We start from the raw sequence: 25,860 nt of genomic DNA on the forward strand, positions 1-25,860 counted from the left end.
GTCGCTCGGTGACGTAGACCGAGATCGGCATGGAGCACAACCTGGGCCTGACCTGCGACCCGGTCGGCGGCCTGGTCCAGATCCCCTGCATCGAGCGCAACGGCATGGCGGCGGTCAAGGCCGTGACCGCCGCCCGGATGGCCCTGCGCGGCGACGGCCGACATCACGTCTCCCTCGACAAGGGCATCAAGACCATGAAGGAGACCGGAGCCGACATGAAGGTCAAGTACAAGGAGACCGCCCGTGGCGGCCTCGCCGTCAACGTCATCGAGTGCTGAAGAAGCGGTCGGTCACAGCACGGGAACGGCCCTCACAGATAGTCGTCGTCTCCCTGGTCGAAGAGCTCCGGGTAGGTGGACTCGTCGTCCGCCCGGCGGCCGCTCTGCTGCTCGAGCCGGTGCTGACGCTCCTGGCGTGCCTGTTCCTGGGCGCCGAGGGTTTCCTCGGTCATGTCCTTGAGGTGGCCGGAGTCGTCCGCGTACCGGCCATGCTCTCGGTCGGTCATATCGGCTCACTCCTGTCATATCGATAAATTTCATGTTATGTCCATATTATGTCTCTTCCTCCATGCGGATCGACTCCTTGAGCTCCCTCAGGGCGCGGCTGTCCCTGTCCTCGTTCATGTCCAGCAGGGCACGCGCGATGGCGTCGAGCTTGCGTTGGATGGCGTGCTCCGCCCGCATCTCCGAGTTCTTGAGCAGGGCGAGAAGGAGGAGGGTGACCCCGGTCATCGACTCCCCGGCGAGCAGCAGCAGCTCCAGGGGCAGATGTGCGGCGTGCGCGGCGATGAAGAAGCCGACGAAGGCCAAGCAGATCAGGAAGAAGAGGGGAGAGCTGGTCAAGTTTGAGGCTCTCTCCGCCAGTTCCTCGAACATCCCGCGCTCGGGGCCGCCGCGGTGGGCGGGGCTCTTGAAGGTCATGGGGAAGGCTTACCCTGCCGCTGTTTCCGAGGCGGCGCGCGCAGCGCCGACGGGTGGTGGCGCCCCCCGGGTATGCACCCGGGCGGGGGAACGGCACCTCCCGAACCGCCCCCCCGACACCCCACCGGGCGGCGGACCTCAGTCCGCGGGGCGCGCGCTCGAGGGCTCCTTGAGCGCGGTGACCGCGGCCGCCAGCTCCAGGCGGAGCGGGCCGGGCGGAGCGTCGCCGTTGACGGCCGCCACCAGGTCCTCGGCGACGTTGTGCAGCTTCGTGTTGGTCTTCTGGGAGACGGTGACCAGGACGTCCCAGGCGTCCTGTGCGCTCAGCGCGAAGGAAGCCATCAGCACCCCCCGGGCCAGGTCGATCACCGGCCGCGTCTGCATGGCCCGTCTGAGCTGGACCAGCTCGATGTGCAGGTCCCGCTCGTTCGCCGGGTCCAGGCCCAGGTCCCGGTGCTGGTCATCGGCCGGGTCCGGGGCGCTGTCCGGGTCCAGGTCGGGGTCCTCTGGCCGCTCCTGTCGCCGCAGAGGGCCGTGCCGCTGCCGGAGCCGCCTGTCCTGGCCGTCTCCCGCGGCCGTACCGACGGTGGGGGAGGTGTCGAACAGGGCCCGCGTGCCGGTCAGCGACAGCAGTCTGTCCACGGAGGGGCCGGTCGGGCCGAGCGTGAGCGTCTTGGCGTCGGTCAGGGCCTGGCGCCTGGCGCTCAGCAGCACGTTGAGGCCGGAGCAGTCGCAGAAGTCCACGTCGGCGAGATCCACGTCGACACCTCTCACCGAGCGCCGGAGGGCCTCCCGCAGGGCGTCCTGCAGAGCCTGCTCGGTGTCGATGTCCAGTTCACCGGACACGGTCACGGCCACCCGGTCCCCGTCCTGGTGGCTCTCGACCCGCAGGCAGGGGGGCAGGAGGTGCTGCGGCGGGTGCGCCCAGGTGACCCGGACGTCACCGTCCGAGCTGTCGGGCTCGGGAAGTACGCGCTCGTCCATGGCAGCCTCCCGAGCTCGCCCATACCGCGCCCCCGACCCAGGGGTGTCCGTCGATTCCCGCCGGGCACCCCCTAGCCAGGCTCTGCCCGCCCCGGGTCATATGTCAAGGGATACACGAATTCGAATTCACCTTTTTGTATTCGTGAATCGCAGCGCATACTCTCTATGCATGGGTGGAGTGCGTGAGCCGCATACGGGATGGACGTTCCTCACCAACCACGCACGCGTGCTGGCGGCCATCGCCGACGATCAGAGTGTCCGCATCCGTGACATCGCGGCCCACTGCCGGCTGACGGAACGTGCCGTTCAGAAGATCATCGCCGATCTCGAGCAGGACGGCTATCTCACGCACACCCGTGAGGGGCGCAGCAACACGTACCACATCCAGCCCGGTACGCCGCTGCGCCACCCCGCGGAGGCCAGCCTGACCGTGGCCGAGCTGCTCGCCCTCCTCGTCCAGCAGGACGCCGAACACAGCAGGCAGCGCCAACAGCAGTAACGCCCCTCACCATGGGTACTCGCAGGTCCCGGTCACCGGCCACCGAGAGGAGCCCGAAGTGAGCACCGAAGCAGGCAGGAAGATCGTGGTGACGGGTGCCACCGGCAACGTGGGCACCAGCCTCGTGCGGCTGCTCGCCGAGGATCCGGCCGTCGCGAGCGTACGGGGCCTGGCGCGCCGCATCCCCGACCTCGGCCCGGACCGCGTGGAGTGGTCGAAGGTCGACCTCGCGGCGAAGGACGTCGATCTCGTACGGGAGTTCCGGGGCGCCGACGCGGTGGTGCACCTGGCGTGGGCGTTCCAGCCGACGCACGATCCGGTCGCGACCTGGCGGACCAACGTCCTCGGCAGCATCCGGGTCTTCGAGGCCGTCGCCGCCACCGCCACGGTGCCCACACTGGTGCACGCCTCCTCGGTGGGGGCCTACTCCCCGGGGCCCAAGAACCGCTCCGTGGACGAGTCCTGGCCCACACACGGCTGGCCCGACGCCGCCTACACCCGGGAGAAGGCCTATCTGGAGCGGTATCTCGACACCTTCGAGTTCCGGCACCCAGGGATCCGGGTCGTACGGATGCGGCCCGCCTTCCTGTTCAAACGTGAATCGGCGAGCGAACAGCGGCGCATCTTCGGCGGAAAGTTCCTGCCCGGACCGCTGGCCCGCCCGGAACTGCTGCCCTTCCTGCCGGACATCCACGGGCTCCGCGTGCAGGCCCTGCACACCGACGACGCGGCCCGTGCCTACCAGCTGGCCATCCACACCGAAGTCCGGGGCGCCTTCAACCTGGCCGCCGATCCGCCCCTCGACGCCGAGATCCTGGGCGAGTTGCTGGGGTCCCGCCCCGTACGGCTGCCGCGCACGGCCGCACGATCGGCGATCGCCGCCGCCTGGGGACTGCGGCTGCTGCCCGCCTCACCCCACCTCTTCGACGCCGTCCTGAGGCTGCCCCTCATGGACTGCGCCCGCGCGCGCACCGTGCTCGGCTGGCAGCCGCGGCGGACGGCGACCGAGGTGCTGGAGGAGTTCCTGCACGGGCTGCAGGAGGGCGCCGGCGCCCCGACGGCACCGCTGCAGGGCCGCAAGGTCGGCTGATCCCCGTGGGGGCCGCCAGGGGGCCCGCTGTCGCCCATCTGCGCCCGTTTGGGCGGCACGGATCGCGAAACTCCCTTGCATAGTCCAACGGTGCAGGAAGGCGGTCTCGATCCATGGCCCTGACATCCCGCAACGACATGTCCCCGGCCCTCGGCCGGGCGGGAACCGCCCTCGACGTGGCCGGGCTGGAGGCGGCGCTGCGCAGTGCCGTGGACGGGGAGATCCGGTTCGACGCGGGCAGCAGGGGCGCGTACTCCACGGACGGCTCCAACTACCGCCAGGTCCCCATCGGCGTCGTCGTCCCGCGCGGTGTGGAGGCGGGCGCCCGGGCGGTCGAGGTGTGCGCGCGGTTCGGCGCGCCCGTCCTGTCCCGGGGCGGCGGCACCAGTCTGGCCGGCCAGACGACGAACAAGGCCGTCGTCATCGACTGGACCAAGTACTGCGACGCCCTGGTGTCGGTCGATCCCGACGCCCGCACCTGCGTCGTGGAGCCCGGCCTGGTCCTGGACGAGCTCAACCGCCAACTCGCCGATCACCGCCTCCAGTTCGGTCCCAAACCCTCCACGCACAGCCACTGCGCGCTCGGCGGCATGATCGGCAACAACTCGTGCGGGGCGTCGGCACAGGCGTACGGCAAGACGGTGGACAACGTACGCCGTCTGGAGGTCCTCACCTACGACGGGACCCGCATGTGGGTGGGGCCGACCTCGAAGGCCGAGCGGGTGCAGATCGCCGCCGAGGGCGGGCGCCGGGCGGAGATCTACGACGGCCTCGACCGCATCGTCACCGAGTACCTGGCGGACATCCGCAAGGGCTACCCGAAGATCCCGCGCCGCGTCTCCGGATACAACCTGGACTCCCTGCTCCCGGAGAACGGCTTCGACGTCGCCAAGGCCCTGGTCGGCAGCGAGGGAACGCTGGTGACCGTGTTGCGCGCCGAACTCGACCTGGTCCCGGTGCCCCGCTACCAGTCGCTGCTCGTCCTCGGATACGAGGACATCTGCGCCGCCGCCGACGACGTCCCCCACCTCCTTCAGCACTGCTCACCCAGCCAGCTGGAGGCCCTGGACGGGCGGATGGCTCAGCTGATGCGCGAGGAGCACGCCTACCTGGAGTCCCTCAACTCCCTTCCGGAAGGGGACAGCTGGCTGCTGCTGCAGTTCAGCGGCGACAGCCGGGAGGAGGCCGACGAGAAGGCGCACGCGCTGCTGCGCGCGGCCGGCCGGAACGAGAAGGAATCCACCGTCGCCTTCTCCGACGACCCCGAGCGCGAGCAGAGGATGCTCAAGGCCCGCGAGGCCGGACTCGGGGTCACCGCGCGGCCCCCGGACGACCGCGAGACCTGGGAGGGCTGGGAGGACTCCGCCGTACCGCCCGACCGCCTCGGCGACTACCTACGCGACCTCAAGGGGCTGTTCGAGGAGTTCGACTACGACCACCCCTCGCTGTACGGGCACTTCGGGCAGGGCTGTGTGCACACCCGCATCCCGTTCGGGCTGAAGACCGCCGAGGGTGTGGCCGACTTCCGCCGCTTCCTGGAGCGCGCCGCCGACCTCGTGGCCTCCTACGGCGGCTCGCTGTCGGGCGAGCACGGGGACGGCCAGTCCCGTGGCGAGCTGCTCACCCGCATGTTCGGCGAGCGGCTCGTGGCCGCGTTCGGGGAACTCAAGGCGCTCTTCGACCCCCACAACCGGATGAACCCCGGCAAGGTCGTCGACCCCAACCCCGTCGACGGCCAGCTGCGGCTCGGCTCCGCCTGGCGGCCCGCCACCCTGGACACGCACTTCGGCTACCCGGAGGACGAACACTCCTTCACCCGCGCCGTGCTGCGCTGCGTCGGCATCGGCAACTGCCGCAGCCACCAGGGCGGGGTGATGTGCCCGTCCTACCGGGCCACTCAGGAGGAGGAGCACTCCACGCGAGGCCGGGCGCGGCTGCTGTTCGAGATGCTCGAGGGCCACGCGGACTCCGCCGTGACCGACGGCTGGCGCTCCACCGAGGTCCGCGACGCCCTGGACCTGTGCCTGGCGTGCAAGGGCTGCAAGGCGGACTGCCCCACCGGCGTCGACATGGCCACCTACAAGGCGGAATTCCTCGCCCACCACTACGAGGGCAGGCCCCGCCCGGCCGCCCACTACTCCATGGGCTGGCTGCCGGTGTGGGCCCGGCTCTCCCGCCTCGCCCCGCCGGTCGTCAACAGCCTGCTGCACGCGCCCGGACTGGCCGCCGCCGGCAAACGGCTGGCCGGCGTCGACGGCGCGCGCCAGGCCCCCGTGTTCGCCGAGGAGTCGTTCCTGCAGTGGTGGCGGGCGCGCGGCAGCGAAGAACCGGACCCCGGCGACCCGCGGGCCGTCGTGCTGTGGCCCGACACCTTCAGCACCTACTTCCACCCCGCGATCGCCCGGTCCGCGGTGCGGGTCCTGGAGGACGCCGGCTTCCGGGTCGCCGTACCCACCAGGCCCGTCTGCTGCGGCCTGACCTGGATCTCCACCGGGCAGCTCACGGTGGCGAAGAAGGTCCTACGGCACTCCCTCGACGTCCTGCGCCCGTGGATCGAGGCGGGCACCCCCGTCATCGGCCTGGAACCGTCCTGTACGGCCGTCTTCCGCGCCGACGCGCCGGAACTGATGCCCGCCGACCAGGACGTGCAGCGCCTGGCCGGGCAGTTCCGCACCTTCGCCGAACACCTCGTCCACCACGCCCCCGACGACTGGCGGCCACCCGCGCTGTCCCGGCAGGCGACCGTGCAGACCCACTGCCACCAGCACGCGATCATGAAGTTCGACGCCGACCAGGAGCTGATGCGGCGCGCCCACCTCGACGCCGAGGTCCTCGACGAGGGCTGCTGCGGGCTCGCCGGCAACTTCGGGTTCGAGCGCGGCCACCACGAGGTGTCCATGGCCGTCGGGGAACAGGGCGTCCTGCCCTCCGTGCGTGGGGCCGCCCCGTCCGGCCTGGTCCTCGCGGACGGCTTCAGCTGCCGGACCCAGATCGAGCAGGGCGGCACGGGCCGTCGGGCCCTGCACCTGGCCGAGGCGCTGGCCCTCGGCCTGGACGGAACCCTGCCCGCGGACCTGCCCGAGCGTCTGGCGCAGCGCCCCGCGCCGCCCTCACGCCTCGGCGCCTGGGCGGCGACGGCCGTCGCCGCCGCGCTGACCGCGGCCCCCGCGGCAGTCCTCGCCCGCCGCCTGAGGCGGCGTACCTGACCTGCCATGGCGGTACAGGTGGCGGTGTGCGGGCCCGCGCAGTGCGGGGAAAACGAGCGGGCCCTCGCGTACGAGGTGGGCCGGCTGCTGGCGGAGCGCGGGGCCGTGGTGATCTGCGGTGGGCACGGCGGGGTGATGGCCGCGGTCGCGGCGGGTGCCCGGTCGCGCGACGGTGTCGTCGTCGGGGTGCTGCCCGGGGCCGACCGTACCGGCGCCGGGCCGGACCTGAGCGTCGCGATCGCCACCGGCCTCGGGCAGGCACGCAACAGCGTCATCGTGCACAGCGGGGACGCCGTCGTCGTGGTCGGCGGCTCCTGGGGGACGCTCTCGGAACTGGCCCTGGCGATGCGCCGGGGCGGCGTGCCCGTCGTCCAGCTCGGCGACGGCTGGCGCCTCGTGGACGCGGACGGGCGTGAGGTGCCCGGCGTACGGTACGCGCGGACGCCGGCGGAGGCGCTGGACGTGACGGGGCTCTGGCCCTGACCGACATGTTCTCGCCCCCGCCGCCCCTACCCTTCCCGTCCCTGGGGCCAGCGCCCGGACCCCCGCGGTCGGCCTTGCGGCCTCGTCCTCGAACTCCCCCCAAGCTCTTCGAGCAGGGGGACCCCCAGACGGTTTGAGAATTCAGCCCCTCCGGCGTTCGAGGAGCGGGGGTCCGGGGGCCGGCCACCGAAAACGGGGTCTGGGGCGAAGCCCCAGCGGGGTCGAAGGGCGGAGCCCCCTGGGGACGGGAGGGGTAGGGGGGGCCGGGGGCGAATCAACCCCAGTGCGGCACGGCGCTCAAGCCGTCAGCACCTTCTCCAGCGCCCCGAGCGCCGACCGCAGCTCCTCCTCGGTGATCGTCAGCGGCGGCGCCAGGCGGATCGTCGAGCCGTGGGTGTCCTTGACCAGGATCCCCTCCGCCATCAGACGTTCGCTGATCTCGCGCCCCGTGCCGATCACCGGGTCGACGTCCACGCCCGCCCACAGCCCGCGCGAGCGGAAGCCCACGACGCCCTTGCCGACGAGCGAGGTGAGCCCGTCCCGCAGCACCACACCCAACTCGGCGGCCCGCAGCTGGAAGTCGCCCGTCTTCAGCAGCCCGACGACCGCCGAACCGACCGCCGCGGCCAGCGGGTTGCCCCCGAACGTCGATCCGTGCTCGCCCGGCCGCAGCACCCCGAGCACCTCCCGGCGCGCCACCACCGCGGACACCGGCACGATCCCGCCGCCGAGCGCCTTCCCGAGCAGCAGCACGTCCGGCAGCACGCCCTCGTGCTCCACGGCCAGGGTGCGACCGGTGCGCCCGAGACCCGACTGGATCTCGTCCGCGACGAACAGGCACCCTGCCCGGCGCGTGAGCTCCCGGACCCCGGTGAGATAACCCTCGTCGGGGATGACCACACCCGCCTCGCCCTGGATCGGCTCGATCAGCACGGCCGCCGTCGTCTCGTCGACCGCCGCCCGAAGCGCCGCCAGGTCGTTGTACGGGACGATCCGGAAGCCCGGCGTGAACGGCCCGAATCCCGCCCGCGCCGTCTCGTCCGTGGAGAAGCTGACGATCGTCGTCGTACGGCCGTGGAAGTTTCCGGCCGCCACCACGATCGTCGCCCGGTCGGCCGGCACGCCCTTGACCTCGTACGCCCACTTCCGGGCCACCTTGACGGCGCTCTCCACCGCCTCCGCGCCCGTGTTCATCGGCAGCACCATGTCCAGGCCCGTCAACTCCGCCAGGGACTCCGCGAACTCGGCCAGCTGGTCGTTGTGGAAGGCCCGCGAGGTGAGCGTCAGTCGGTCCAGCTGACGGTGCGCCGCCTCGATCAGCACCGGGTTGCGGTGACCGAAGTTGAGGGCCGAGTACCCGGCGAGCATGTCGAGGTAGCGGCGGCCCTCCACGTCCTCCACCCAGGTGCCCTCGGCGCGGGCGACGACCACGGGCAGCGGGTGGTAGTTGTGCGCGAGGACGGGCTCCTCGGCCTGGATCAGCTCGGCGGACGTACGCGTACGGGCGGGTGCGGTCATGAACGGGTCTCCCGGATCTCCTGGGTGCAGCACTTGATGCCTCCGCCGGCCTTGTGGAACTCGGACAGGTCGACGGGGACGGGGTCGTAACCCTGGTCGGCGAGGCGTGAGGCCAGCGCCTCCGCCTTCGGCGCGATGAAGACATGGCGTCCGTCGGAGACGGAGTTCAGGCCGAACGCCATCGCGTCCTCGTGCGTCGCGAGCACCGCGTCCGGGAACAGCCGCGCCAGCACCTCCCGGCTGCCCGGCGAGAACGCCTCCGGGTAGTACACGACGTTGTCGTCGTCGAGGACGAACAGCGCGGTGTCCAGATGGTAGAAGTACGGGTTCACCAGCGTCAGGCTGATCACGGGGTGGCCGAAGAACTCCTGCGCCTCACGGTGCGCCTCCCGGGTCGTACGGAACCCGGTGCCGGCCAGCAGGTACCGGCCGGTCCACACCAGGTCGCCCTCCCCCTCGCAGACGGACTCCGGGCGGTGGACGTCGTAACCGGCCGCCTTGAACCACGTCTCGTAGTGGAGGGACTCGGGGCGCCGCTCGGGCGCGTGGAAGAGGGAGCCGAAGACCCGGCCGTCGACGACGACCGCCGAGTTCGCGGCGAACACCATGTCCGGCAGACCGGGGACCGGGTCCACGGCGTCGACGGCGTGGCCGTGGGCGCGGTAGGTGCGGATCAGCCCCTGCCACTGCTCATGGGCCAGATCCACGTCGACCGTGGTGTCTGGATGCATCCAGGGGTTGATCGCGTACTGCACGGCGAAGTGTCTGGGTTCGCAGACGAGGAAGCGCCGCCGGCGCGGCACACGGCTGTCAGGCACAGAGGGGTTCCTCCGTTTCCTGGAGTGTCGACTGAGGGTTGACACCAAGGTAGGAAGCGGTGGATACGGACGACAAGCAACGAGAGCTGCGTGTTCGCGCAGCAATGCTGCGTCTTGGGGCCCGTCAGCGCACGTCTGCTGCGTCGTCCGCGGCGCCGTCCGGCGCGGCCTGGGTCGCGCCCGCCTCCGGGCTTTCCGGGAGCAGGTGGGACAGCACCATCACACTGATCGTCTTCCGGATGAACGGCTCCGCGCGGATGCGCTCCAGCACCTCCTCGAAGTGCTCGACGTCCCTCGCCCGCACGTGCAGCAGTGCGTCCGCGCCGCCGGTCACCGTCATCGCCGCCGTGATCTCCGGATGGTTGCGCACCACCTCCGCCAGCCGCCGGGGCGGCGCCGCGCCCTCGCAGTACACCTCGACGTACGCCTCGGTGCGCCAGCCCAGCGCCGACGGCTTCACCGTGGCCGTGAACCCGGTGATCACACCCGTCTCGCGCAGCCGGTCCACCCGGCGCTTGACCGCCGTGGACGACAGGCCGATGGCCGCGCCGATCTCGACGAAACTGGTCCTGGCGTTCGCCATCAGAGCGGTGATGATCTTCCGGTCGAGTTCGTCGAACGATGCCGGCCTGCTGTTCATGCGGGCACTGTAACGAGACCCGGACCACCGCCGTGCCCGGCGCCGCGCCGCCATCGATCCAGCGAGCACGTCCGTGCTCCGCACATGCCCCCAACTGAGGATTGCTCCTAGACTCCACCTTCATGCTGCGCGCCCTCGCCGTCGACGACGAACGCCCCTCGCTCGAGGAACTGCTCTACCTGCTCCGCGCGGACCCCAGGATCGGCAGCGTGGAGGGCGCGGGCGACGCCACCGGGGCGCTGCGCCGCATCAACCGCGCCCTGGAGTGCGGGCCCGACGGCCCCGACGCGATCGACGTCGTCTTCCTCGACATCCACATGCCCGGCCTCGACGGCCTGGAGATGGCCCGGCTGCTCACCGGGTTCGCGAAGCCCCCGCTCGTCGTGTTCGTGACCGCGCACGAAGGCTTCGCCGTGCAGGCGTTCGACCTCAAGGCCGTCGACTACGTCCTCAAGCCCGTACGCCGTGAGCGGCTCGCGGAGGCGGTGCGCCGCGCCGAACAGCTCAGGGAGACCACGCCGCTGATCCCGGTGCACGAGCCGGATCCCGATCACATCCTGGTGGAACTCGGCGGCGTGACACGGTTCGTGCCCGTGGAGGACATCACCCATGTCGAGGCGCAGGGCGACTACGCCCGCCTGCACACCGCCCAGGGCAGCCACCTCGTGCGGATCCCGCTGTCCACGCTGGAGGAGCGGTGGCGCTCGCGTGGATTCGTCCGCATCCACCGCCGCCACCTCGTCGCCCTGCGGCACATCGAGGAACTCCGGCTGGACACCGGCACCGTGAGCGTCCTCGTCGACTCCGTCGAACTCCAGGTCAGCCGCAGGCACGCCCGCGAACTGCGGGAGATGCTGATACGCCGGACCGCGGGCTAGGGGGACGGCGTGCCGCAAGATCCCACCGAACGCCGCGTCGTCGTCACCGGGCCGCCCCGGAGCGGACGCCGCCGCGCCCTGGGCTACTACCGCCCGCGCACCGAGATCGACGAGCAGACCACCCTGGGCCACACCTACGTCCGATCACTGATCCGCAGCCAACTCCGCGTGGCCCTCGTCGTGTTCACGGTGCTGGTGCTCCTGATCGGGCCCCTTCCCCTGTTCTTCGCCGCCACCCGCACGGGCGGTCTGCAATGGGCGGTGCTCGGGTTCGGCCTCTACCCGCCGCTGATCCTGCTCGCCCGCTGGTACGTGCGCCGCGCCGAACGCAACGAGAAGGACTTCGTCCGGCTCGTCGAGGACCGCTGAGGCCAGGGCAGTGAACCAGAACTACGCCGTCCCCGCCGTCGCCCTCGTCGTCCTCGCGACCGTCCTCGTGGGCGCCTTCGGGTTGCGCGTCTCCCGCACCACCTCGGACTTCTACGTCGCCTCCAGAGCCGTCGGCCCCCGCCTGAACGCGGCCGCGATCAGCGGCGAGTACCTGTCCGCGGCCTCCTTCCTCGGCATCGCCGGACTCGTCCTCGTCCAGGGCCCGGACATGCTCTGGTACCCGGTCGGCTACACCGCCGGCTACCTCGTCCTGCTGCTGTTCGTCGCCGCGCCGCTGCGCCGCTCAGGCGCCTACACCCTGCCCGACTTCGCCGAGGCCCGGCTCGCCTCCCAGCCGGTGCGGCGGCTCGCCGGGGCGTTCGTCGTCGGCGTCGGCTGGCTGTACCTGCTGCCCCAGCTCCAGGGCGCCGGACTCACCCTGACCGTGCTCACCGGGGGTCCCCAGCAGCTCGGCGGGATCATCGTCGCCGTCGTGGTGGTGGCGACCGTCGCCGCGGGCGGCATGCGCAGCATCACCTTCGTCCAGGCGTTCCAGTACTGGCTGAAACTCACCGCCCTGCTCGTCCCCGCCCTGTTCCTGGTGCTGGCCTGGCAGGGCGACGGCGCACCCCGCGAGGCGTTCGCCGAACCGGCGACCTTCCGCGAGCACCGCGTGGTACGCATCGACGACACCCTCGACCTGATCCTGCCCCGCCCGCTCGCCGTCACCGCCTCGGGCACCGTCGACGGCCGCCGGTACGACGGACAGCGCGCGGACCTCGCCGCCGGCACCCATCGCATCGAGCGCGGCACCCGGCTGACCTTCACCCGGGGCGACCCCGTCCCCGTCGCCGAGCACGGCAGCAACGGCGGCATGTCCACCTCGCTCGTCTCCGGTCGCGCGGAACGCCCGCTGTACGCCACGTACGGGCTGATCCTCGCCACCTTCCTCGGCACCATGGGCCTGCCCCACGTCGTCGTCCGCTTCTACACCAGCCCGAACGGGGTCGCCGCCCGCCGTACCACCGTGGCCGTACTCGCCCTGATCGGTGCGTTCTACCTCCTGCCGCCCGTCTACGGCGCCCTGGGCCGGCTCTACGCCCCCGAACTGACCCTGACCGGCGACGCCGACGCCGCCGTCCTCCTCCTGCCCGACCGGATGATCGGCGGATTCGGCGGTGACCTGCTGGGCGCACTGCTCGCGGGCGGCGCCTTCGCCGCGTTCCTGTCCACCGCCTCCGGGCTGACCATGGCGGTGGCGGGGGTGCTCGCCCAGGACGTGCTGCCGACGCGGGGCGTGCGGCACTTCCGGCTCGGCACGCTGCTGGCGATGGTGGTGCCGCTGGCGGCGAGCGTGCTGGTCGGCGGGCTGCCGGTGGCCGACGCGGTGGGCCTCGCCTTCGCGGTGTCCGCGTCGTCGTTCTGCCCGCTGCTCGTGCTCGGCATCTGGTGGCGCCGGCTCACCCCGCCGGGCGCTGCGGCCGGGATGCTCGCCGGCGGCGGTGCGGCGTTCCTCGCGGTGGCGGCGACCATGGCGGGCTATCCCGGCAGCGGCACCCTGCACGCCCTGCTCGCCTGGCCCGCGCTGTGGTCGGTGCCGCTGGGGTTCCTGACCATGGTGCTGGTGTCCCTGGCCACGCCCGGGCGGGTGCCGGCCGGGACGGCGGCGATCCTGGCCCGGTTCCACCTGCCCGAGGAACTGCGGACGGAGGTGACGGCGTGAGCGGCTTCCTCGCCGGGCTGTGCGTGGCCGTCCTGCCCCTGCTGGCCGCAGGGTTCTGGCTCGGCCGGCGCACCGCCCGCCCCGAGCGCCTCGGCGGGCTCGGCACCCCCGTCGAGCACGCCACCTTCCAGACCCTGCACACCGCCTCCCTGGCCGCACCCCCGCTGCGTGCCGGGCTCACCGAGGAGACCGCCCGCAAGTCCGCGCGACGGCTGCGCTCCCTGCTCGGCACCGACGCGCTCTGCCTCACCGACCGGGAGACCGTGCTGGCCTGGGACGGCGCGGGGGAGCACCACCGGGAGGAGGTGCTCCAGCGGCTTTCGGGGCCCTTGGAGACCGGCCGCGGCGAGGCCTTCCGGCTGACCTGCGACGCACCCGACTGCCCGCTGCGCTGGGCCGTGGTCGCACCGCTCACCGTCGACGACCGCGTCCACGGCGCGCTGGTCGCCTGCGTGCCCCGCGAGTCCGCGGTCCTCGTCCGCGCCGCGGGGGAGGTGGCCCGCTGGGTCTCCGTACAACTGGAGCTGGCGGACCTCGACCGGTCCCGTACGCGGCTCATCGAGGCCGAGATCAAGGCCCTGCGCGCCCAGATCTCCCCGCACTTCATCTTCAACTCGCTGGCCGTCATCGCCTCGTTCGTGCGCACCGACCCCGAGCGCGCCCGTGAACTCCTGCTGGAGTTCGCGGACTTCACCCGTTACTCGTTCCGCCGGCACGGCGACTTCACCACGCTCGCCGACGAACTCCACGCCATCGACCACTACTTGGCGCTGGTCAGGGCACGCTTCGGCGACCGGCTCACGGTCACCCTGCAGATCGCGCCGGAGGTACTGCCGGTCGCCCTGCCCTTCCTCTGCCTCCAGCCGCTCGTCGAGAACGCCGTCAAGCACGGCCTGGAGGGCACCACCGACCAGCGGCACATCGGCATCACCGCGCAGGACGCGGGCGCCGAGGCCCTGGTCGTCATCGAGGACGACGGCGCGGGAATGGACCCGGAGCTGCTGCGCCGCATCCTCGCCGGGGAGATCAGCCCGTCCGCCGGCATCGGACTGTCCAACGTCGACGACCGGCTGCGCCAGGTCTACGGCGATGAGCACGCACTTGTCATCGAGACCGCGCCGGGAGCGGGCATGAAGATCACGATCCGGTTGCCGAAGTACCAGCCGGGGGTGCACTCGGCGGGGCGGCTGCCGCGCCCGTGAGAGCCGGTGTCTGAGTCAGGGACTGCGGGTGGTGACCGCCATGCCCAGCGTGATCAGGCCGAGGACGACCCAGCCGAACCACAGCCAGCCGCTGCTGCCGAGCGCCACCGTGTAGGCCGTCACCACAACGAGCGCACCGACGGTGAGCACCCCCATCGCCTTCGTGGAACCGGGCATGGCAACACCCTCCTCATGGTTCGTCCTTACCCATGGTGCCCCCGTTCTGCTTGCGCACGGTGCAGACGACCAGATGAGTTCCGGACAACCAGGCGCTCGTGCCCGTCCAGGACGCGGCTTCGTAGCGGGAGGGATCGAAGCCGTAGTCCTTCGGCGGCACGTCCCGCGCGCACGCCGCGTCGGACAGACTCTTGGCCTCGGTCAGGGTGGTGTCGGGGCCGAGCCGGGTGAAGCCGAGCACCTGCTGGTCGTGTGTGCCCGTGCAGGAGACGAGGCGGGCGACCCGCAGGGAGGGCGCGTCCAGGCAGTCCCGTTTCTGCATGTCGGCGGTGTCCACGAACGGCATCCCCGGCTTGCGGTGGTCCCCGAGCGGCCCGTACACCGGCCCGTGCGCGCCCAGCACCAGACACGCGGTGCGCCGCCCGGCAGCCTCGAACCCGGACCGGGTCGGGACGATGGCGTACCCGCGCACGTCGGCGAGCTTCTCGCGGACCTCCTGCGTGCGCTGCTCGCACGCGTCGGGCCCGTGCCGACGGGCCTCGTCCGCGGACGGGCTGGTGACGAGCGCCATCACCTGCCCGTCCGGAGTCCTCTCGGAGCAGGACGGATCCACGGTCAGCCGCGGAGGACCGCCCTGGAAGGGGCTCCCGGGCCAGTCGGCGACCACACAGTCACCGTCCTTCAGGGGCCGCGCGAGGCCGACGGCGTCCCCGTACGGCTTGGCCGCCCCACCGCCCGACGGGTGCACCACCGCGTACCAGACCCCGCCCAGGGCGAGCACCAGACCCAGGGCGCAGGCCAGGAGGGCGCGCAGGAGGTGCGCGCGTCGGGGGTGGTGTGCTTGCCCGTTCGGCGGGGAGGGCGCGGCCGGGGACGTCGGCAGGCCGCCTGCCGTCGGGCTGTGCGAGGTCCGCGTCGGCGCGTGCGGACGTGCCCATCGCGTCCGCGTGCCCGGGACCGGGCGGCTCGGAGCCGCGATCGCCGTCAGGGCGGTTGCCGTGTCCGCCGCCGTGATCCGCAGGGCCGGGTCCTTGACCAGTACGGCGGACAGCAGCGGCCCCAGAGCCCCGGCCCGCAGTGGGGGCCGGGGCTCTTCCAGGACCACCGCGGTGATCTCGGCGAGCTGGGTGTCCCGTTCGAAGGGCCCGCACCCCTCGACCGTGAAGTACAGGGTGCAGCCCAGCGAGAACAGGTCGGCCGCCGCGGTGGGCGGCCCGCCGGTCGCACGCTCGGGCGCCAGATAGCCGGGCGTGCCGACGAGTGCGGACGTCAGTGTGTACCGGGGCTCGCCCGCGTCCGGCTGCACCGAGATGCCGTAGTCGGTGAGCAGGACCCGGGCGTACGGGGCCCCGCCGCGGTCCGGTGCCAGCAGGATGTTCGCCGGCTTCACGTCCCGGTGCATGACGCCCCGCTCGTGCCCGGCGGTCAGGGCGTCCAGCACGGCGAGCCCGACGCGGGCGCACTCCGCGGGGGCCAGCGGGCCGCGACGACGGACCAGTTCGCGCAGGTCGAGCGCGCCCGGGACGTACTCCATGACGATCCACGGCAGGCCCTCGTGCTCCAGCACGTCGTGCACGGTCACCACGTGCGGATGCCCGCGCAGCCCGGCCGCGTGCCGGGCCTCGGCCCGGGCGCGGGCGACCCGGGTGGCCCGCTCCTCGATCGCCTCCACCGGGTTGCGGAACGCGACCTCCTTGAGGGCGACCTCGCAGTCCAGCCGCTGGTCATGGGCGCGCCACACATGGCCCATGGCGCCGCTGCCGAGCCGGTTCAGCAGGAGGTAACGACCGGCGATGGTCCGGCCCACTCCCGACTGCGGTGATCCTGATGGCATCGCGTCGCTCCCCGGTCTGATGCGGCGGTGGTGCGGGACGTCCGTGGGCCGGCCGATCACCCGCTGTGTGCGACCGGTGGCGCGCTGGTGGCCGGTGCGCCGGTGGTGGGTGCGCCGGTGGCGGGCTTGCTCGTGGCGGGTCTGCCGGTCGGTGGCGTGCCGGTCGACGGCCTGCTGGTTTCGGGCGCCGAGGTGCCGGGCTTCGATGGCTTGGACGGGTCGGGTGGCTTGGACGGGCCGGGGGGCTCCGACGGGTCGAGCGACTTCGACGGGCCGGGCGACCTGGGTGAGCCGGGCCTCTTGGAAGGGCCGGGCGCCGACGTCGCGGGCGCGCTGCTCGAGCCCGGTGTGCCGGTGGTCGGGGGACCGCTCGCCCCGGGCGCCGTACCGGACGGAGCCGCGCTGCTCGACGCGGGCGGGTGGGTGGTCCTGGACGGTGAGGAACCGCCCGAGGTGCTTGCGCCGCTCCCCGGGGATGAGGAGGAGCCGCTTGTTGGCGAGGAGGAGCCGCCCGACGCCGGCGGGGAGGAGACCTTCCCGCTGTCGGCCGGCGTCGAGGGCGAGGTGCTGCCGCCCTTCCCCGGTGTCGTCGTCCCGCCCGACGACGGGGGAGTGGACGTCGCCCTGGTGCCGCGGCCGGTTCCGTCCGCCGTGGCGGTGTCCACCGACAGCGTGACGTACTGCCCGAACGCCAGCTCGGTGCCCGGCCCGGGATCCGAACCCGTGACCACGGCCTCGTCGGGCGGCGCCCCCTTCCCGGCGTAGGCGACCGCGAGTCCCAGGTCCGTCAGCCGCCGGCCGGCCTCGGCGAACGGCATCCCCGTCACCCGGGGTACCCGGTGCCGCACCCGGACGTCGAACGGGGAGTCGTGACCACCGGCCGTCCCGACAGGGCGGCTGATCCCGCGGCCCGGGTCGTCGACGTCGACGAGCACCAGCCGGGTCAGCGGCCGCGTAGCGGGCCTGACCGCCACGACAGAGGAACGGTCATATCCGGCCCATTTCCTGGTGCCGTCCTCGAATGTGACCGAAATCCGTGTGGGGTCGCCCTGGAACGGGCGCAGAGGGTTTCCGCAGGAGCATTTCACCGTGGGCTGCCCCTGGTCGTTCACCAATACGGCGATTCCGGCCTCGAGCAGCGAGTTGAAAGGGGTGGCCCTGCCCTTCTTGTAGTCGTGGTTCTGAACGAGAGTGTCGTGACGCAGCAGGACCGGTGTGAGCCGGTCGAGATAGTCGGGGATCTGTGCCCGGGTAATTCCGAGGACCTGCGCCCAGACCTTTGCCTTGCGGTCGTTCGCGGGATCGGTGAGGAATTCCTTCAGCCGTTCGACGTCACAGATCGTGGGCTGCCGGGAACCGCCGTAGAGCCCGGGCGTGTCCCCGGCCTGCAGGCCTCCGGGCACCTCCCGGATACGGATCCTGGCGTCGTGCCCGAGACCGCTGTGCTCGTCGAAGAAGGGGTTCAGCGACGGAATCCCGACGGCGACGGCCTTCACCACGAACGTCTGTGCGCTTTTTCCACATCCGGCGACGACCAGTACCGCGACCAGCAGAACGCCGATCCTTCGGGCCAGGGATTTACCCGCCCTGTGCAGAGACGCGCGCATCGTCATCACCGCTCCCCCCTGCGGTCCCCCGCGCCCTGCAGAGCGGCGGCAGGGCGTCACCGCACCAGGCTACCGAATGGAGCGGTACTTCAGGCAGCCTGAAAAGAAAGGGAATTCAGCGGTGTGACGGAACTCAGCGGCCGCGTGCGTTGAGTGAGGCCAGATAGGCGTTGTACGCCTCGAGTTCCCTGTCGCCGTCGCGGTCCGCGGCCCGGTCCTGCCGCTTGGCCTGCCGCTGCTCGGACCGGTACCACTGGAACAGCAGCGCAAGCAGCACGAGCACGGACGGGACCTCGCTGAACGCCCAGGCGATGCCACCGGCCGACGTCTGGTCCGCCAGGGCGTCGATGCCGAGTGAGGCGGGCGGGTGCCGGTAGGCGTCGACCATCGGTGTGGACGCCATCATCAGCGCGATGCCGAAGAACGCGTGGAACGGCATACCCGCGAACAGCTCCAGCATCCGCATCAGATGCCCCGGTCGGTGCGGGCCCGGGTCGATGCCCATGATGGGCCAGAAGAACACCAGGCCGACGGCGAGGAAGTGCACCATCATCGCGATGTGCCCGGCCTTGGACGCCATCAGGAAGTCGAAGAGCGGGGTGAAGTACAGCCCGTACAGGCTCGCGATGAACAGCGGGATGGTGAACGCCGGGTGCGTGATGATCCGCAGGTAGCGGCTGTGCAGCAGCATCAGCAGCAGCTCGCGCGGCCCCTTGCGGCCGCGGCCGGCGGTCGGCAGGGCGCGCAGGGCCAGGGTGATCGGCGCACCGAGCAGGATCAGGATCGGCGCCAGCATGCTGGTCAGCATGTGCTGCACCATGTGCACGCTGAACATGACCATGCCGTAGTCGTTCAGCCTGGTGCACATCGTGAGCAGCACGATCAGTACGCCGACGACGTAGGCGAGGGTCCGGCCGGCCGGCCACTTGTCCCCGCGGCGCACGAGCCGGACGACGCCCCACCCGTACAGCCCGAGCCCCACCAGGCAGGCGACGAGGAAGAACGGGTCCGTCGACCAGACGAGCCCCCGCCCCAGCGTGAACGGCGGCAGATCCATGGTCATGCCGTGCCCGCTGTGATCCATCCGCCGGCTCCTGTTTCGTGGGGGTTGTGCGCTGTCTGTCCACAGCTGTCTGTCCGCACCCAGAGTAGAACCGCCCCCGGCCGGGGCTGCGACCGGGGGCGGCTGAAGTCTGCCGATGCGTTACAGAACACACTCCGCCTCGGCGTACCGCTCCATCGGCACCGTCTTCAGCGTCTGCACCGCCTCCGCCAGCGACACCATCACGATCTTCGTGCCGTGCAGCGCGGTCATCATGCCGAACTCGCCCCGGTGCACGGCCTCGACCGCATGCCACCCGAACCGCGTCGCCAGCACCCGGTCGTACGCCGTGGGCGTACCGCCACGCTGCACATGGCCGAGGATCACCGGACGGGCCTCCTTGCCGAGCCGCTGTTCCAGCTCGAGCGAGAGCTGCCGGGCGATCCCCGCGAACCGCTCGTGCCCGTAGATGTCCTTGCCGCCCTCGTCGAACTCCATCGTGCCGGGCTTGGGCTTGGCACCCTCCGCGGCGACGACGATCGCGAACCGCTTGCCCGCGGCGAACCGTTCGCCGACCCGGGCCGTCAACTCCTCGATGTCGAAGGGGCGTTCCGGCACGACGATCGCGTGCGCGCCGGCCGCCATCCCGGAGTGCAGCGCGATCCAGCCGGTGTGGCGGCCCATGACCTCGACGATCAGCACCCGCTGGTGCGACTCCGCGGTGGTCTTCAGCCGGTCCAGCGCCTCGGTGGCCACACCGACGGCCGTGTCGAAGCCGAAGGTGACGTCCGTGACGGCGATGTCGTTGTCGATGGTCTTCGGCACGCCGACGATCGGCAGACCGTTGTCGGACAGCAGCCGGGCCGCCTTGAGCGTGCCCTCACCGCCGATCGGGATGATCGCGTCGAGACCCAGCTCCTCGACATGGCCCCGGGCCCGCTCCACGCCGTCCCGAAGGTGCTCGGGACGGACCCGGGAGGAGCCGAGGATGGTGCCGCCGCGGGCCAGGATGCCGCTGACCGCGTCCAGGTCGAGCTTGAGGTAGTCGCACTCCAGGAGACCCTTCCAGCCGTCCCGGAAGCCGATGACCTCGTCGCCGTGGTCGGCGACGGCGCGGTGCACGACGGACCGGATGACGGCGTTCAGACCGGGGCAGTCACCGCCGGACGTGAGGACACCAATGCGCATAGCCCGAAATACCTTCTCAACGTGGGCACGGGACCGGACCGCGCTGTCCGGCTCGATCCCCGCCACCCTACCGGCGAAGGGGGGCGGGGCCGCACCGTGCGTCCGCCTGCTGGACGCGCCCGCTCAGCTGTGCGGACGCACTGTCAGACGGGCCGGTTGCCGCAGGTTGGCCGACCGGTGTACGGGCCTGCGGACGCGACCCCTGCGGAACCGTTTCCGTCGGGCTGTGGCGGGGCCGTACCTACGCCGGCTCGCCCGGCTGCACCTACGCGGGCTGCTGCGCCGCCGCGATGCGCTCGTTGCGCAGCGCCTCGTACCAGCGGTCGTCGACCGGCGGCAGCGCGTTGACGTCCAGCGCCAGCTTCAGCAGCAGGTCCGCGATCTGCGGGTTGCGCGCCAGCACGGGACCGTGCATGTACGTGCCGAAGACCGTGTCGTTGTACGCGCCCTCCGTGCCGTCGCCCGTGCCGTTGCCCTTGCCGAGCTTCACCTGCGCGAACGGGCGGGCGGTCGGGCCGAGGTGGGTGACGCCCTGGTGGTTCTCGAAGCCGGTGAGCGGGGGCAGGCCGAGGCGCGGGTCGATGTCCGCGAGGACGTCGCCGACGCACCGCTCGCCCTCGCCGCGCACCGAGACCACGTCGAGCAGGCCGAGGCCCGGCTCGCGCTGCCCGAGGTCGTTGATGAACTCGTGGCCGAGGATCTGGTAGCCGGCGCAGACCGAGAAGACGATCGCGCCGTTCTCCACGGCCCGGTACAGATGCCCGTCGCGCCGCAGCCGCTCGGCCGCGAGCCGCTGCGGACGGTCCTCGCCGCCGCCGATCAGGTAGATGTCCCCGGAGGTCGGGATCGGCTGGTCGCTGCGCACGTCGAGGCGGGCCACGTCGAGGCCGCGCTGACGGGCCCGGCGCTCCACGACGAGCGCGTTGCCCTGGTCGCCGTAGGTGCTCAGCAGGTCCGGGTAGATCCACACCAGACGCAACTGGTTGTCACTCATCGATGATCGTCCTTCGTGCTCAGTTGCCGACGCGGCGGCGCAGGTCCTGGAACGCGGTGTAGTTGGCGATGACCTCGATCCGGCCCGGCGGCGCGACCTGCACGGCCTGGTCGAGGTTCTCGCAGACCTGGAAGGACTGGTTCGCGACCTCCAGGCGCACGGCGAGGTCCAGCTTGCGGTCGCCGATGACGAAGATCGGGTGCCCGGTCAGCCGTGTGTAGTCGACGTCCCACAGCCAGGAGGTGTCGGTGCCGTCGGCCGAGCGCGCGTTCACGGAGAGGATCACCGGGGTCGGCGGCGGGTCGATCAGCGAGAACGTCTCCAGCCAGCCGGCCGGGTTCTTCGCCAGCAGCAGCCGCAGGTCCCGGTTCTGGAACTGGACGACGTCGTAGCGTCCGGCCACCGCCTGCACCTGGTACATGCGCTCCAGCGCGACCTGCGGGGGCACGCCGAACACGGCGGCGACGGCGGCCGAGGTCGTGGCGTTCGCCTTGTTGGCGCGGCCAGGCAGCTGGAGGTGGATCGGCCAGGCGGAGCCGTGCGGGTCGAGGACGTGGTCCCCGGACAGCGCCCAGCTCGGGGTCGGCCGGCGGAAGCCGCACTCGCCGCAGTACCAGTCGTCGCCGGGGCGCTGCATCACGCCGCCGCAGGACGGGCAGGACCAGGCGTCGTCCTTCCACATCTGGCCGGCGGCGACCCAGATCACATTGGGCGAGGAGGACGCGGCCCACACGACCAGCGGGTCGTCGGCGTTCGCGACGACGACGGCCTTGGACCCGGCCAGGCCCTCTCGCCAGTTCTCGGCGAGCATCCGGGTCTCGGCGGCGCGGTCGAGCTGGTCCCGGGAGAGGTTCAGAAGCGCGATGCACTTCGGGTCGGTGTCGCGGGCGACCCCGGCGAGGTACTTCTCGTCGACCTCGATCACGGCGAACTTGGCGTCCGAACCGCCCGCCAGCGCCGAGGTGATGCCGGCGGGCATGTTGGCGCCGAGCGCGTTGGAGACGACCGGACCCGCGGCGCGCAGCGCCTCCGCGATCAGCCGGGTGGTCGTGGTCTTGCCGTTGGTCGCCGAGACCAGGACGACGTCCAGGTTCTGGGCGAGCCGGGCGAGGAGGTCGGGGTCGAGCTTCAGCGCCACTCGGCCGCCGATCACCGAACCGCTGCCGCGCCCCGCGGCGCGCGATGCCGCAGCGACCGCCTTGCCCGCGGTCACGGCCAGCTTGGCCCGCGGCGTCAGCGGGTCCGAGTTGCCTGCCATCAGTTCTCGATCCTCCTTGCGTACAGCGCCGCGCCCTGTTCCGGCAACGTGTGGGCCTCAGCCTATCGAGATCCCCGCACGCCCCCGAACCGCGGCACCACCCCGGCACCCGCGCGGCCCTGCCGACCGTACCCTTGCCGGCATGCCACATCGCACCATCCCGGGCGCCCGAGGGCGCGTCCGGCCCATCACCGTGCTCGGCGACCGCGTACTTCGCGAGCCGTGCAGGGACGTCACCGACTTCGGACCCGAACTCGCCCGGCTCGTCGAGGACATGTTCGCGACGATGTACGCCGCACGGGGCGTCGGCCTGGCCGCGAATCAGGTCGGCGAGCCGTTGCGGGTGTTCGTGTACGACTGTCCGGACGACGAGGACGTCCGTCATCTGGGACATATGGTCAACCCACGCCTTGTGGCGGCGGACGGTGTGGTGCTGCGGGGTCCGGAGGGGTGCTTGTCCCTGCCGGGCCTTGAGGCGGGGACGGAGCGGTACGACCGGGCTGTTGTAGAGGGGTTCACGGTGGAGGGGGAGCCGGTGCGGGTGGAGGGCACCGGGTGGTTCGCCCGGTGCCTGCAGCACGAGTGCGATCACCTGGCCGGTGGGCTGTACGCGGACCGGCTCAGTGGCTGGCGCCACCGTCGGGTGATGCGACAGGTGGCGCGAGCGCCGTGGGGGCGATGAACGTCGGCGACCACTGGCGGGTTGTGGCTGGTCGCTGCCCCAAGTGCTCGGCTTCGCTCGAACAGGGGCCCCCATCGCGGCGGAGCCGCATATCGACACAGGTCCCGCACCCCTTTCGGGGCGCTTCAGAACCCGGGGCCTCCTATGCGATCCCCGGCCGCGGCCAAACGACCCCACAACAGGTCCGCCAAGCTCCGGACCAACTCCGCCCGCGAGCAAGGCCGTTCCCCTAGCCACCAGTCGCCGGCGGCGTGCATCATGCCGACGATGCCGTGGCCCCACACCCGCGCCAGCTGGTGGGTGTCCGGGCCGAGGTCCAGGCGTTCCTCGATGACCTGGGCCAGCTCCTCACCCATGCGGCGCAGCAGCGGGATCGAGTGGCGGCCGGTGTCGAAGCCCTGGTCGTTCTGCGAGCCGCCCTCCGCCGGATGCATCAGGAAGCGGTACACCTGCGGCCGTGCCTCGATCGCCGCCAGGTATGTGTCCAGCGTGGACTCCACCCGCTCGCGCCGGTCCGCCGGGGCGTCCAGCGCCGCCCTCAGCGAGTCGAGCAGCGCGTCCGTGTGGCGTTTGGCGAGCGCCGCGTACAGCCCGCCCTTGTCGCCGAAGTGGCGGTAGAGGATCGGCTTGGTGATGCCGGCCTCGGCGGCGATGGCGTTCATCGAGGCCCCGGGGCCGTCGCGAAGCACCACTCGGTCGGCGGCCTCGAGCAACTCTCGCCGTCGGCGGTCGGCGGACCGCTCCTGATCGGTCCGCTGCGTGGTGTCCATCATCTCTCCCCACCCGTCCTGATTCGGTGACGCCTGCGCAAAGTAACACTGAATGGCGGGTCGGTATCGAACGAGCTGCCGACTCGCCAAGGAGGCGCACCGGCGGGTCCGGGAGTTGACTTCTCCTACTGGTGAGTAACAGACTGCTGTTACCGCAAGTAACATGTTAGCGCAGTGCTGGAGGGGACATGGCCGAGTTCACCATGGAGCTCAACGACGAACAGAAGGAGGTCCGGGACTGGCTGCACGGCTTCGCCGCCGATGTCATCCGCCCCGCGGCCGCCGAATGGGACGAGCGTGAGGAGACTCCCTGGCCGGTCATCCAGGAGGCCGCGAAGGTCGGCATCTACTCCCTCGACTTCTACGCCCAGCAGTACTTCGACGCCACGGGTCTCGGCATCCCCGTGGCGATGGAGGAGCTGTTCTGGGGCGACGCGGGCATCGCGCTGTCGATCGTCGGCACCGGACTGGCCGCCGTGGGCGTCCTCGCCAACGGCACCGAGGAGCAGATCGGTACCTGGATCCCCCAGATGTACGGCGACGCCAGCGACGTCAAGGTGGCCGCCTTCTGCTCCTCCGAACCCGACGCCGGCTCCGACGTCGCCTCCATGCGCACGCGCGCCGTGTACGACGAGGCCAAGGACGAGTGGGTGATCAACGGCACCAAGACCTGGGCGACCAACGGCGGCATCGCCAACGTCCACGTCGTGGTCGCGGTCGTCGACCCGGAGCTCGGCTCCAAGGGCCACGCGTCCTTCATCGTCCCGCCGAACACGCCGGGCCTCGCCCAGGGCCAGAAGTTCAAGAAGCACGGCATCCGTGCCTCGCACACCGCCGAGGTCATCCTCGACAATGTCCGGGTTCCCGGCTCCTGTCTGCTCGGCGGCAAGGAGAAACTGGACGAGCGGCTCGCCCGTGCCCGGGAGAGGGCGAAGAAGGGCGGTGAGCGCTTGAAGAACGCGGCGATGGCGACGTTCGAGGCGAGCCGCCCCGCGGTGGGAGCCATGGCGGTGGGCACCGCCCGCGCCGCGTACGAGGTGGCCCTCGACTACGCCAGGACGCGCGAGCAGTTCGGGCGGCCGATCATCGACAACCAGGGCGTCGCCTTCCAGCTCGCGGACATGCGGACGCAGATCGACGCCGCGCGGCTGCTGGTGTGGCGGGCGTCGTGGATGGCGGTCAACGGCAAGCCGTTCACCGCTGCCGAGGGGTCGATGTCGAAGCTGTTCGCGAGTGAGACGGCGAAGAAGGTCACGGCGCAGGCGATACAGATCCTCGGGGGCAACGGGTACACGCGGGAGTACCCGGTGGAGCGGATGCACCGGGATGCGGCCATCTACACCATCTTCGAGGGCACGAGCGAGATCCAGCGGCTGGTGATCGCCCGGACGCTTTCCGGCATGCCCATTCGCTGAGGGCCCGCCACCACAGGCTCTAACGGTGCTTGAGCGGCGTCAGCTGCTCGATGTCGTACCGCCTCCGCAGCGCCTCGATCGCCTCCTGGTCCGGTGGGCCCCCGTCGCCGAGGATCTCCAGGAGTTCCTCGAAGTAGCGTTCGTGGTCCGGAGGCGGGGACGCCTGGAAGAACATCTTCGCCGGGGTCTCCGTCGGGTTCGCGAAGGCGTGGGGGCAGCCGGGGGGTACGACGATGACCGTGCCCGGGGTGGCGCGGAGCACCCGGCGGCCCGAGCTCGACTCCCACTTCTGCCAGTTGTCGGGGGTCCGTACGCGGGGCTCGAAGGCGAGCACGTCCAGCTCGCCCTCGAGCACGTAGAACAGCTCCTCGCTGCGCGTGTGCACATGGGCGCCGACGTCGAAGCCCGGCGGCACGATCACCTCGAACGTGGATGCCATGCGCGAGTGCGAGCCCGTCACCTTGAACGTCACGTGCTGGGCCGGTGTCTGGACCACGCGTCCATGACCCGGCGGCACGAACAGTCCCTCGGTGGCCACTGGTCTGTCAGTCGTCGTCATGAGC

The 25,860-nt window shown here is 71.5% G+C and carries 25 protein-coding genes and 1 pseudogene; 11 read left to right on the forward strand and 15 right to left on the reverse strand.

Annotated elements, in window-relative coordinates:
- Positions 1-20: 20 nt before the first annotated feature.
- Positions 21-278: pseudogene (locus ACZ7L1_RS12635) on the forward strand (L-serine ammonia-lyase, iron-sulfur-dependent, subunit alpha); the annotation flags it as partial.
- A 32-nt stretch (positions 279-310) separates the two neighbouring features.
- Here ACZ7L1_RS12635 and ACZ7L1_RS12640 read toward each other — a convergent pair.
- The 3 genes from ACZ7L1_RS12640 to ACZ7L1_RS12650 all read right to left on the reverse strand — a co-directional run bounded on the left by ACZ7L1_RS12640 (position 311) and on the right by ACZ7L1_RS12650 (position 1,904).
- Complete coding sequence (locus tag ACZ7L1_RS12640; RefSeq protein ID WP_471436579.1) at positions 311-505, reverse strand: hypothetical protein; 195 nt, start codon at positions 503-505, stop codon at positions 311-313.
- A gap of 46 nt (positions 506-551) precedes the next feature.
- Complete coding sequence (locus ACZ7L1_RS12645) at positions 552-920, reverse strand: hypothetical protein (protein WP_471436580.1); 369 nt, start codon at positions 918-920, stop codon at positions 552-554.
- A gap of 138 nt (positions 921-1,058) precedes the next feature.
- Positions 1,059-1,904 carry an anti-sigma factor antagonist gene (locus ACZ7L1_RS12650; protein ID WP_471436582.1) on the reverse strand — a complete coding sequence of 282 codons (846 nt, stop codon included), beginning with the start codon at positions 1,902-1,904 and terminating at the stop codon, positions 1,059-1,061.
- A 169-nt stretch (positions 1,905-2,073) separates the two neighbouring features.
- Between ACZ7L1_RS12650 and ACZ7L1_RS12655 the strand changes: the two genes are divergently transcribed.
- From ACZ7L1_RS12655 to ACZ7L1_RS12670, 4 genes are all read left to right on the forward strand, one after another.
- Positions 2,074-2,403 carry a helix-turn-helix transcriptional regulator gene (locus ACZ7L1_RS12655; RefSeq protein ID WP_471436584.1) on the forward strand — a complete coding sequence of 110 codons (330 nt, stop codon included), beginning with the start codon at positions 2,074-2,076 and terminating at the stop codon, positions 2,401-2,403.
- Positions 2,404-2,461: 58 nt separating this feature from the next.
- Positions 2,462-3,493 (forward strand): SDR family oxidoreductase, encoded by a 1,032-nt coding sequence (locus ACZ7L1_RS12660; RefSeq protein ID WP_471436585.1) that lies wholly within the window; start codon positions 2,462-2,464, stop codon positions 3,491-3,493.
- A 137-nt stretch (positions 3,494-3,630) separates the two neighbouring features.
- Entirely contained in the window at positions 3,631-6,699 is a 3,069-nt protein-coding gene (locus ACZ7L1_RS12665; protein ID WP_471436935.1) for an FAD-binding and (Fe-S)-binding domain-containing protein, read from the forward strand.
- Positions 6,700-6,705: 6 nt separating this feature from the next.
- Positions 6,706-7,182 (forward strand): TIGR00725 family protein, encoded by a 477-nt coding sequence (locus ACZ7L1_RS12670; protein WP_471436587.1) that lies wholly within the window; start codon positions 6,706-6,708, stop codon positions 7,180-7,182.
- Between the two features lie 297 nt (positions 7,183-7,479).
- On the opposite strand, the gene rocD is transcribed toward ACZ7L1_RS12670, so the two are convergent.
- The 3 genes from rocD to ACZ7L1_RS12685 all read right to left on the reverse strand — a co-directional run bounded on the left by rocD (position 7,480) and on the right by ACZ7L1_RS12685 (position 10,158).
- Positions 7,480-8,700, reverse strand: a complete 1,221-nt coding sequence (gene rocD, locus ACZ7L1_RS12675; protein WP_471436589.1) for an ornithine--oxo-acid transaminase — start codon at positions 8,698-8,700, stop codon at positions 7,480-7,482.
- On the reverse strand, positions 8,697-9,518 hold the full coding sequence (gene ddaH, locus ACZ7L1_RS12680) for a dimethylargininase (RefSeq protein ID WP_471436591.1): 822 nt from the start codon (positions 9,516-9,518) through the stop codon (positions 8,697-8,699). Before ddaH ends, rocD begins: the two co-directional genes overlap by 4 nt.
- 124 nt (positions 9,519-9,642) lie before the next feature.
- Positions 9,643-10,158: an Lrp/AsnC family transcriptional regulator gene (locus ACZ7L1_RS12685; RefSeq protein ID WP_471436593.1), complete on the reverse strand. Its 516-nt coding sequence runs from the start codon at positions 10,156-10,158 to the stop codon at positions 9,643-9,645.
- Between the two features lie 122 nt (positions 10,159-10,280).
- On the opposite strand from ACZ7L1_RS12685, the gene ACZ7L1_RS12690 reads away from it, so the two are divergent.
- From ACZ7L1_RS12690 to ACZ7L1_RS12705, 4 genes are read left to right on the forward strand one after another with little or no spacing between them, the layout of a single operon-like run.
- Positions 10,281-11,036 carry a LytR/AlgR family response regulator transcription factor gene (locus tag ACZ7L1_RS12690; RefSeq protein ID WP_471436595.1) on the forward strand — a complete coding sequence of 252 codons (756 nt, stop codon included), beginning with the start codon at positions 10,281-10,283 and terminating at the stop codon, positions 11,034-11,036.
- A 9-nt stretch (positions 11,037-11,045) separates the two neighbouring features.
- Entirely contained in the window at positions 11,046-11,405 is a 360-nt protein-coding gene (locus tag ACZ7L1_RS12695; protein ID WP_471436597.1) for a hypothetical protein, read from the forward strand.
- A gap of 10 nt (positions 11,406-11,415) precedes the next feature.
- Positions 11,416-13,128: a sodium/solute symporter gene (locus ACZ7L1_RS12700; RefSeq protein WP_471436598.1), complete on the forward strand. Its 1,713-nt coding sequence runs from the start codon at positions 11,416-11,418 to the stop codon at positions 13,126-13,128.
- A complete protein-coding gene (locus tag ACZ7L1_RS12705; protein ID WP_471436599.1) occupies positions 13,125-14,330 on the forward strand; it encodes a sensor histidine kinase in 1,206 nt (401 codons plus the stop codon). The genes ACZ7L1_RS12700 and ACZ7L1_RS12705 overlap by 4 nt, the downstream gene beginning before the upstream one ends.
- 15 nt (positions 14,331-14,345) lie before the next feature.
- Here ACZ7L1_RS12705 and ACZ7L1_RS12710 read toward each other — a convergent pair whose 3' ends face one another.
- The 7 genes from ACZ7L1_RS12710 to ACZ7L1_RS12740 form a co-directional block, all read right to left on the reverse strand.
- Positions 14,346-14,507: a hypothetical protein gene (locus ACZ7L1_RS12710; RefSeq protein WP_471436601.1), complete on the reverse strand. Its 162-nt coding sequence runs from the start codon at positions 14,505-14,507 to the stop codon at positions 14,346-14,348.
- 13 nt (positions 14,508-14,520) lie between these two features.
- Positions 14,521-16,341: a serine/threonine-protein kinase gene (locus tag ACZ7L1_RS12715; RefSeq protein WP_471436603.1), complete on the reverse strand. Its 1,821-nt coding sequence runs from the start codon at positions 16,339-16,341 to the stop codon at positions 14,521-14,523.
- A 56-nt stretch (positions 16,342-16,397) separates the two neighbouring features.
- The gene (locus ACZ7L1_RS12720) at positions 16,398-17,954 is read right to left on the reverse strand and encodes a DUF6777 domain-containing protein (RefSeq protein WP_471436604.1); all 1,557 of its coding nucleotides are present in this window, start codon (positions 17,952-17,954) and stop codon (positions 16,398-16,400) included.
- A 127-nt stretch (positions 17,955-18,081) separates the two neighbouring features.
- On the reverse strand, positions 18,082-19,032 hold the full coding sequence (locus tag ACZ7L1_RS12725; RefSeq protein WP_471436606.1) for a cytochrome c oxidase assembly protein: 951 nt from the start codon (positions 19,030-19,032) through the stop codon (positions 18,082-18,084).
- A 120-nt stretch (positions 19,033-19,152) separates the two neighbouring features.
- Entirely contained in the window at positions 19,153-20,178 is a 1,026-nt protein-coding gene (locus ACZ7L1_RS12730) for a 6-phosphofructokinase (RefSeq protein ID WP_471436607.1), read from the reverse strand.
- A gap of 265 nt (positions 20,179-20,443) precedes the next feature.
- Positions 20,444-21,172: a type 1 glutamine amidotransferase gene (locus tag ACZ7L1_RS12735; protein WP_403617653.1), complete on the reverse strand. Its 729-nt coding sequence runs from the start codon at positions 21,170-21,172 to the stop codon at positions 20,444-20,446.
- A gap of 19 nt (positions 21,173-21,191) precedes the next feature.
- A complete protein-coding gene (locus tag ACZ7L1_RS12740) occupies positions 21,192-22,430 on the reverse strand; it encodes a MurT ligase domain-containing protein (protein WP_471436609.1) in 1,239 nt (412 codons plus the stop codon).
- A gap of 142 nt (positions 22,431-22,572) precedes the next feature.
- Here ACZ7L1_RS12740 and def point away from each other — a divergent pair, with 142 nt between their 5' ends.
- On the forward strand, positions 22,573-23,112 hold the full coding sequence (gene def, locus ACZ7L1_RS12745) for a peptide deformylase (protein ID WP_471436610.1): 540 nt from the start codon (positions 22,573-22,575) through the stop codon (positions 23,110-23,112).
- A gap of 125 nt (positions 23,113-23,237) precedes the next feature.
- Here the strand turns inward: def and ACZ7L1_RS12750 are convergent, their stop codons facing one another.
- Positions 23,238-23,882, reverse strand: a complete 645-nt coding sequence (locus ACZ7L1_RS12750; protein ID WP_200422164.1) for a TetR/AcrR family transcriptional regulator — start codon at positions 23,880-23,882, stop codon at positions 23,238-23,240.
- 188 nt (positions 23,883-24,070) lie between these two features.
- Here ACZ7L1_RS12750 and ACZ7L1_RS12755 point away from each other — a divergent pair, with 188 nt between their 5' ends.
- Positions 24,071-25,297 carry an acyl-CoA dehydrogenase family protein gene (locus ACZ7L1_RS12755; RefSeq protein WP_471436612.1) on the forward strand — a complete coding sequence of 409 codons (1,227 nt, stop codon included), beginning with the start codon at positions 24,071-24,073 and terminating at the stop codon, positions 25,295-25,297.
- A gap of 19 nt (positions 25,298-25,316) precedes the next feature.
- Here ACZ7L1_RS12755 and ACZ7L1_RS12760 read toward each other — a convergent pair whose 3' ends face one another.
- Positions 25,317-25,856, reverse strand: coding sequence for a cupin domain-containing protein (locus ACZ7L1_RS12760; protein WP_471436614.1), 540 nt, complete (start codon positions 25,854-25,856; stop codon positions 25,317-25,319).
- Positions 25,857-25,860: the final 4 nt, after the last annotated feature.

It is taken from the genome of Streptomyces sp. NPDC107546 (assembly GCF_055639175.1).

Excerpts from the sequence above, each read along its gene's own strand:
- ACZ7L1_RS12640 (WP_471436579.1), bottom strand. The coding sequence starts at position 505 with ATGACCGACCGAGAGCATGGCCGGTACGCGGACGACTCCGGCCACCTC.
- ACZ7L1_RS12645 (WP_471436580.1), bottom strand. The coding sequence starts at position 920 with ATGACCTTCAAGAGCCCCGCCCACCGCGGCGGCCCCGAGCGCGGGATG.
- ACZ7L1_RS12650 (WP_471436582.1), bottom strand. The coding sequence starts at position 1,904 with ATGGACGAGCGCGTACTTCCCGAGCCCGACAGCTCGGACGGTGACGTC.
- ACZ7L1_RS12655 (WP_471436584.1), top strand. The coding sequence starts at position 2,074 with ATGGGTGGAGTGCGTGAGCCGCATACGGGATGGACGTTCCTCACCAAC.
- ACZ7L1_RS12665 (WP_471436935.1), top strand. The coding sequence starts at position 3,631 with ATGTCCCCGGCCCTCGGCCGGGCGGGAACCGCCCTCGACGTGGCCGGG.
- ACZ7L1_RS12670 (WP_471436587.1), top strand. The coding sequence starts at position 6,706 with ATGGCGGTACAGGTGGCGGTGTGCGGGCCCGCGCAGTGCGGGGAAAAC.
- rocD (WP_471436589.1), bottom strand. The coding sequence starts at position 8,700 with ATGACCGCACCCGCCCGTACGCGTACGTCCGCCGAGCTGATCCAGGCC.
- ACZ7L1_RS12685 (WP_471436593.1), bottom strand. The coding sequence starts at position 10,158 with ATGAACAGCAGGCCGGCATCGTTCGACGAACTCGACCGGAAGATCATC.
- ACZ7L1_RS12690 (WP_471436595.1), top strand. The coding sequence starts at position 10,281 with ATGCTGCGCGCCCTCGCCGTCGACGACGAACGCCCCTCGCTCGAGGAA.
- ACZ7L1_RS12710 (WP_471436601.1), bottom strand. The coding sequence starts at position 14,507 with ATGCCCGGTTCCACGAAGGCGATGGGGGTGCTCACCGTCGGTGCGCTC.
- ACZ7L1_RS12715 (WP_471436603.1), bottom strand. The coding sequence starts at position 16,341 with ATGCCATCAGGATCACCGCAGTCGGGAGTGGGCCGGACCATCGCCGGT.
- ACZ7L1_RS12720 (WP_471436604.1), bottom strand. The coding sequence starts at position 17,954 with ATGACGATGCGCGCGTCTCTGCACAGGGCGGGTAAATCCCTGGCCCGA.
- ACZ7L1_RS12725 (WP_471436606.1), bottom strand. The coding sequence starts at position 19,032 with ATGGATCACAGCGGGCACGGCATGACCATGGATCTGCCGCCGTTCACG.
- ACZ7L1_RS12730 (WP_471436607.1), bottom strand. The coding sequence starts at position 20,178 with ATGCGCATTGGTGTCCTCACGTCCGGCGGTGACTGCCCCGGTCTGAAC.
- ACZ7L1_RS12735 (WP_403617653.1), bottom strand. The coding sequence starts at position 21,172 with ATGAGTGACAACCAGTTGCGTCTGGTGTGGATCTACCCGGACCTGCTG.
- ACZ7L1_RS12740 (WP_471436609.1), bottom strand. The coding sequence starts at position 22,430 with ATGGCAGGCAACTCGGACCCGCTGACGCCGCGGGCCAAGCTGGCCGTG.
- def (WP_471436610.1), top strand. The coding sequence starts at position 22,573 with ATGCCACATCGCACCATCCCGGGCGCCCGAGGGCGCGTCCGGCCCATC.
- ACZ7L1_RS12750 (WP_200422164.1), bottom strand. The coding sequence starts at position 23,882 with ATGGACACCACGCAGCGGACCGATCAGGAGCGGTCCGCCGACCGCCGA.
- ACZ7L1_RS12755 (WP_471436612.1), top strand. The coding sequence starts at position 24,071 with ATGGCCGAGTTCACCATGGAGCTCAACGACGAACAGAAGGAGGTCCGG.
- ACZ7L1_RS12760 (WP_471436614.1), bottom strand. The coding sequence starts at position 25,856 with ATGACGACGACTGACAGACCAGTGGCCACCGAGGGACTGTTCGTGCCG.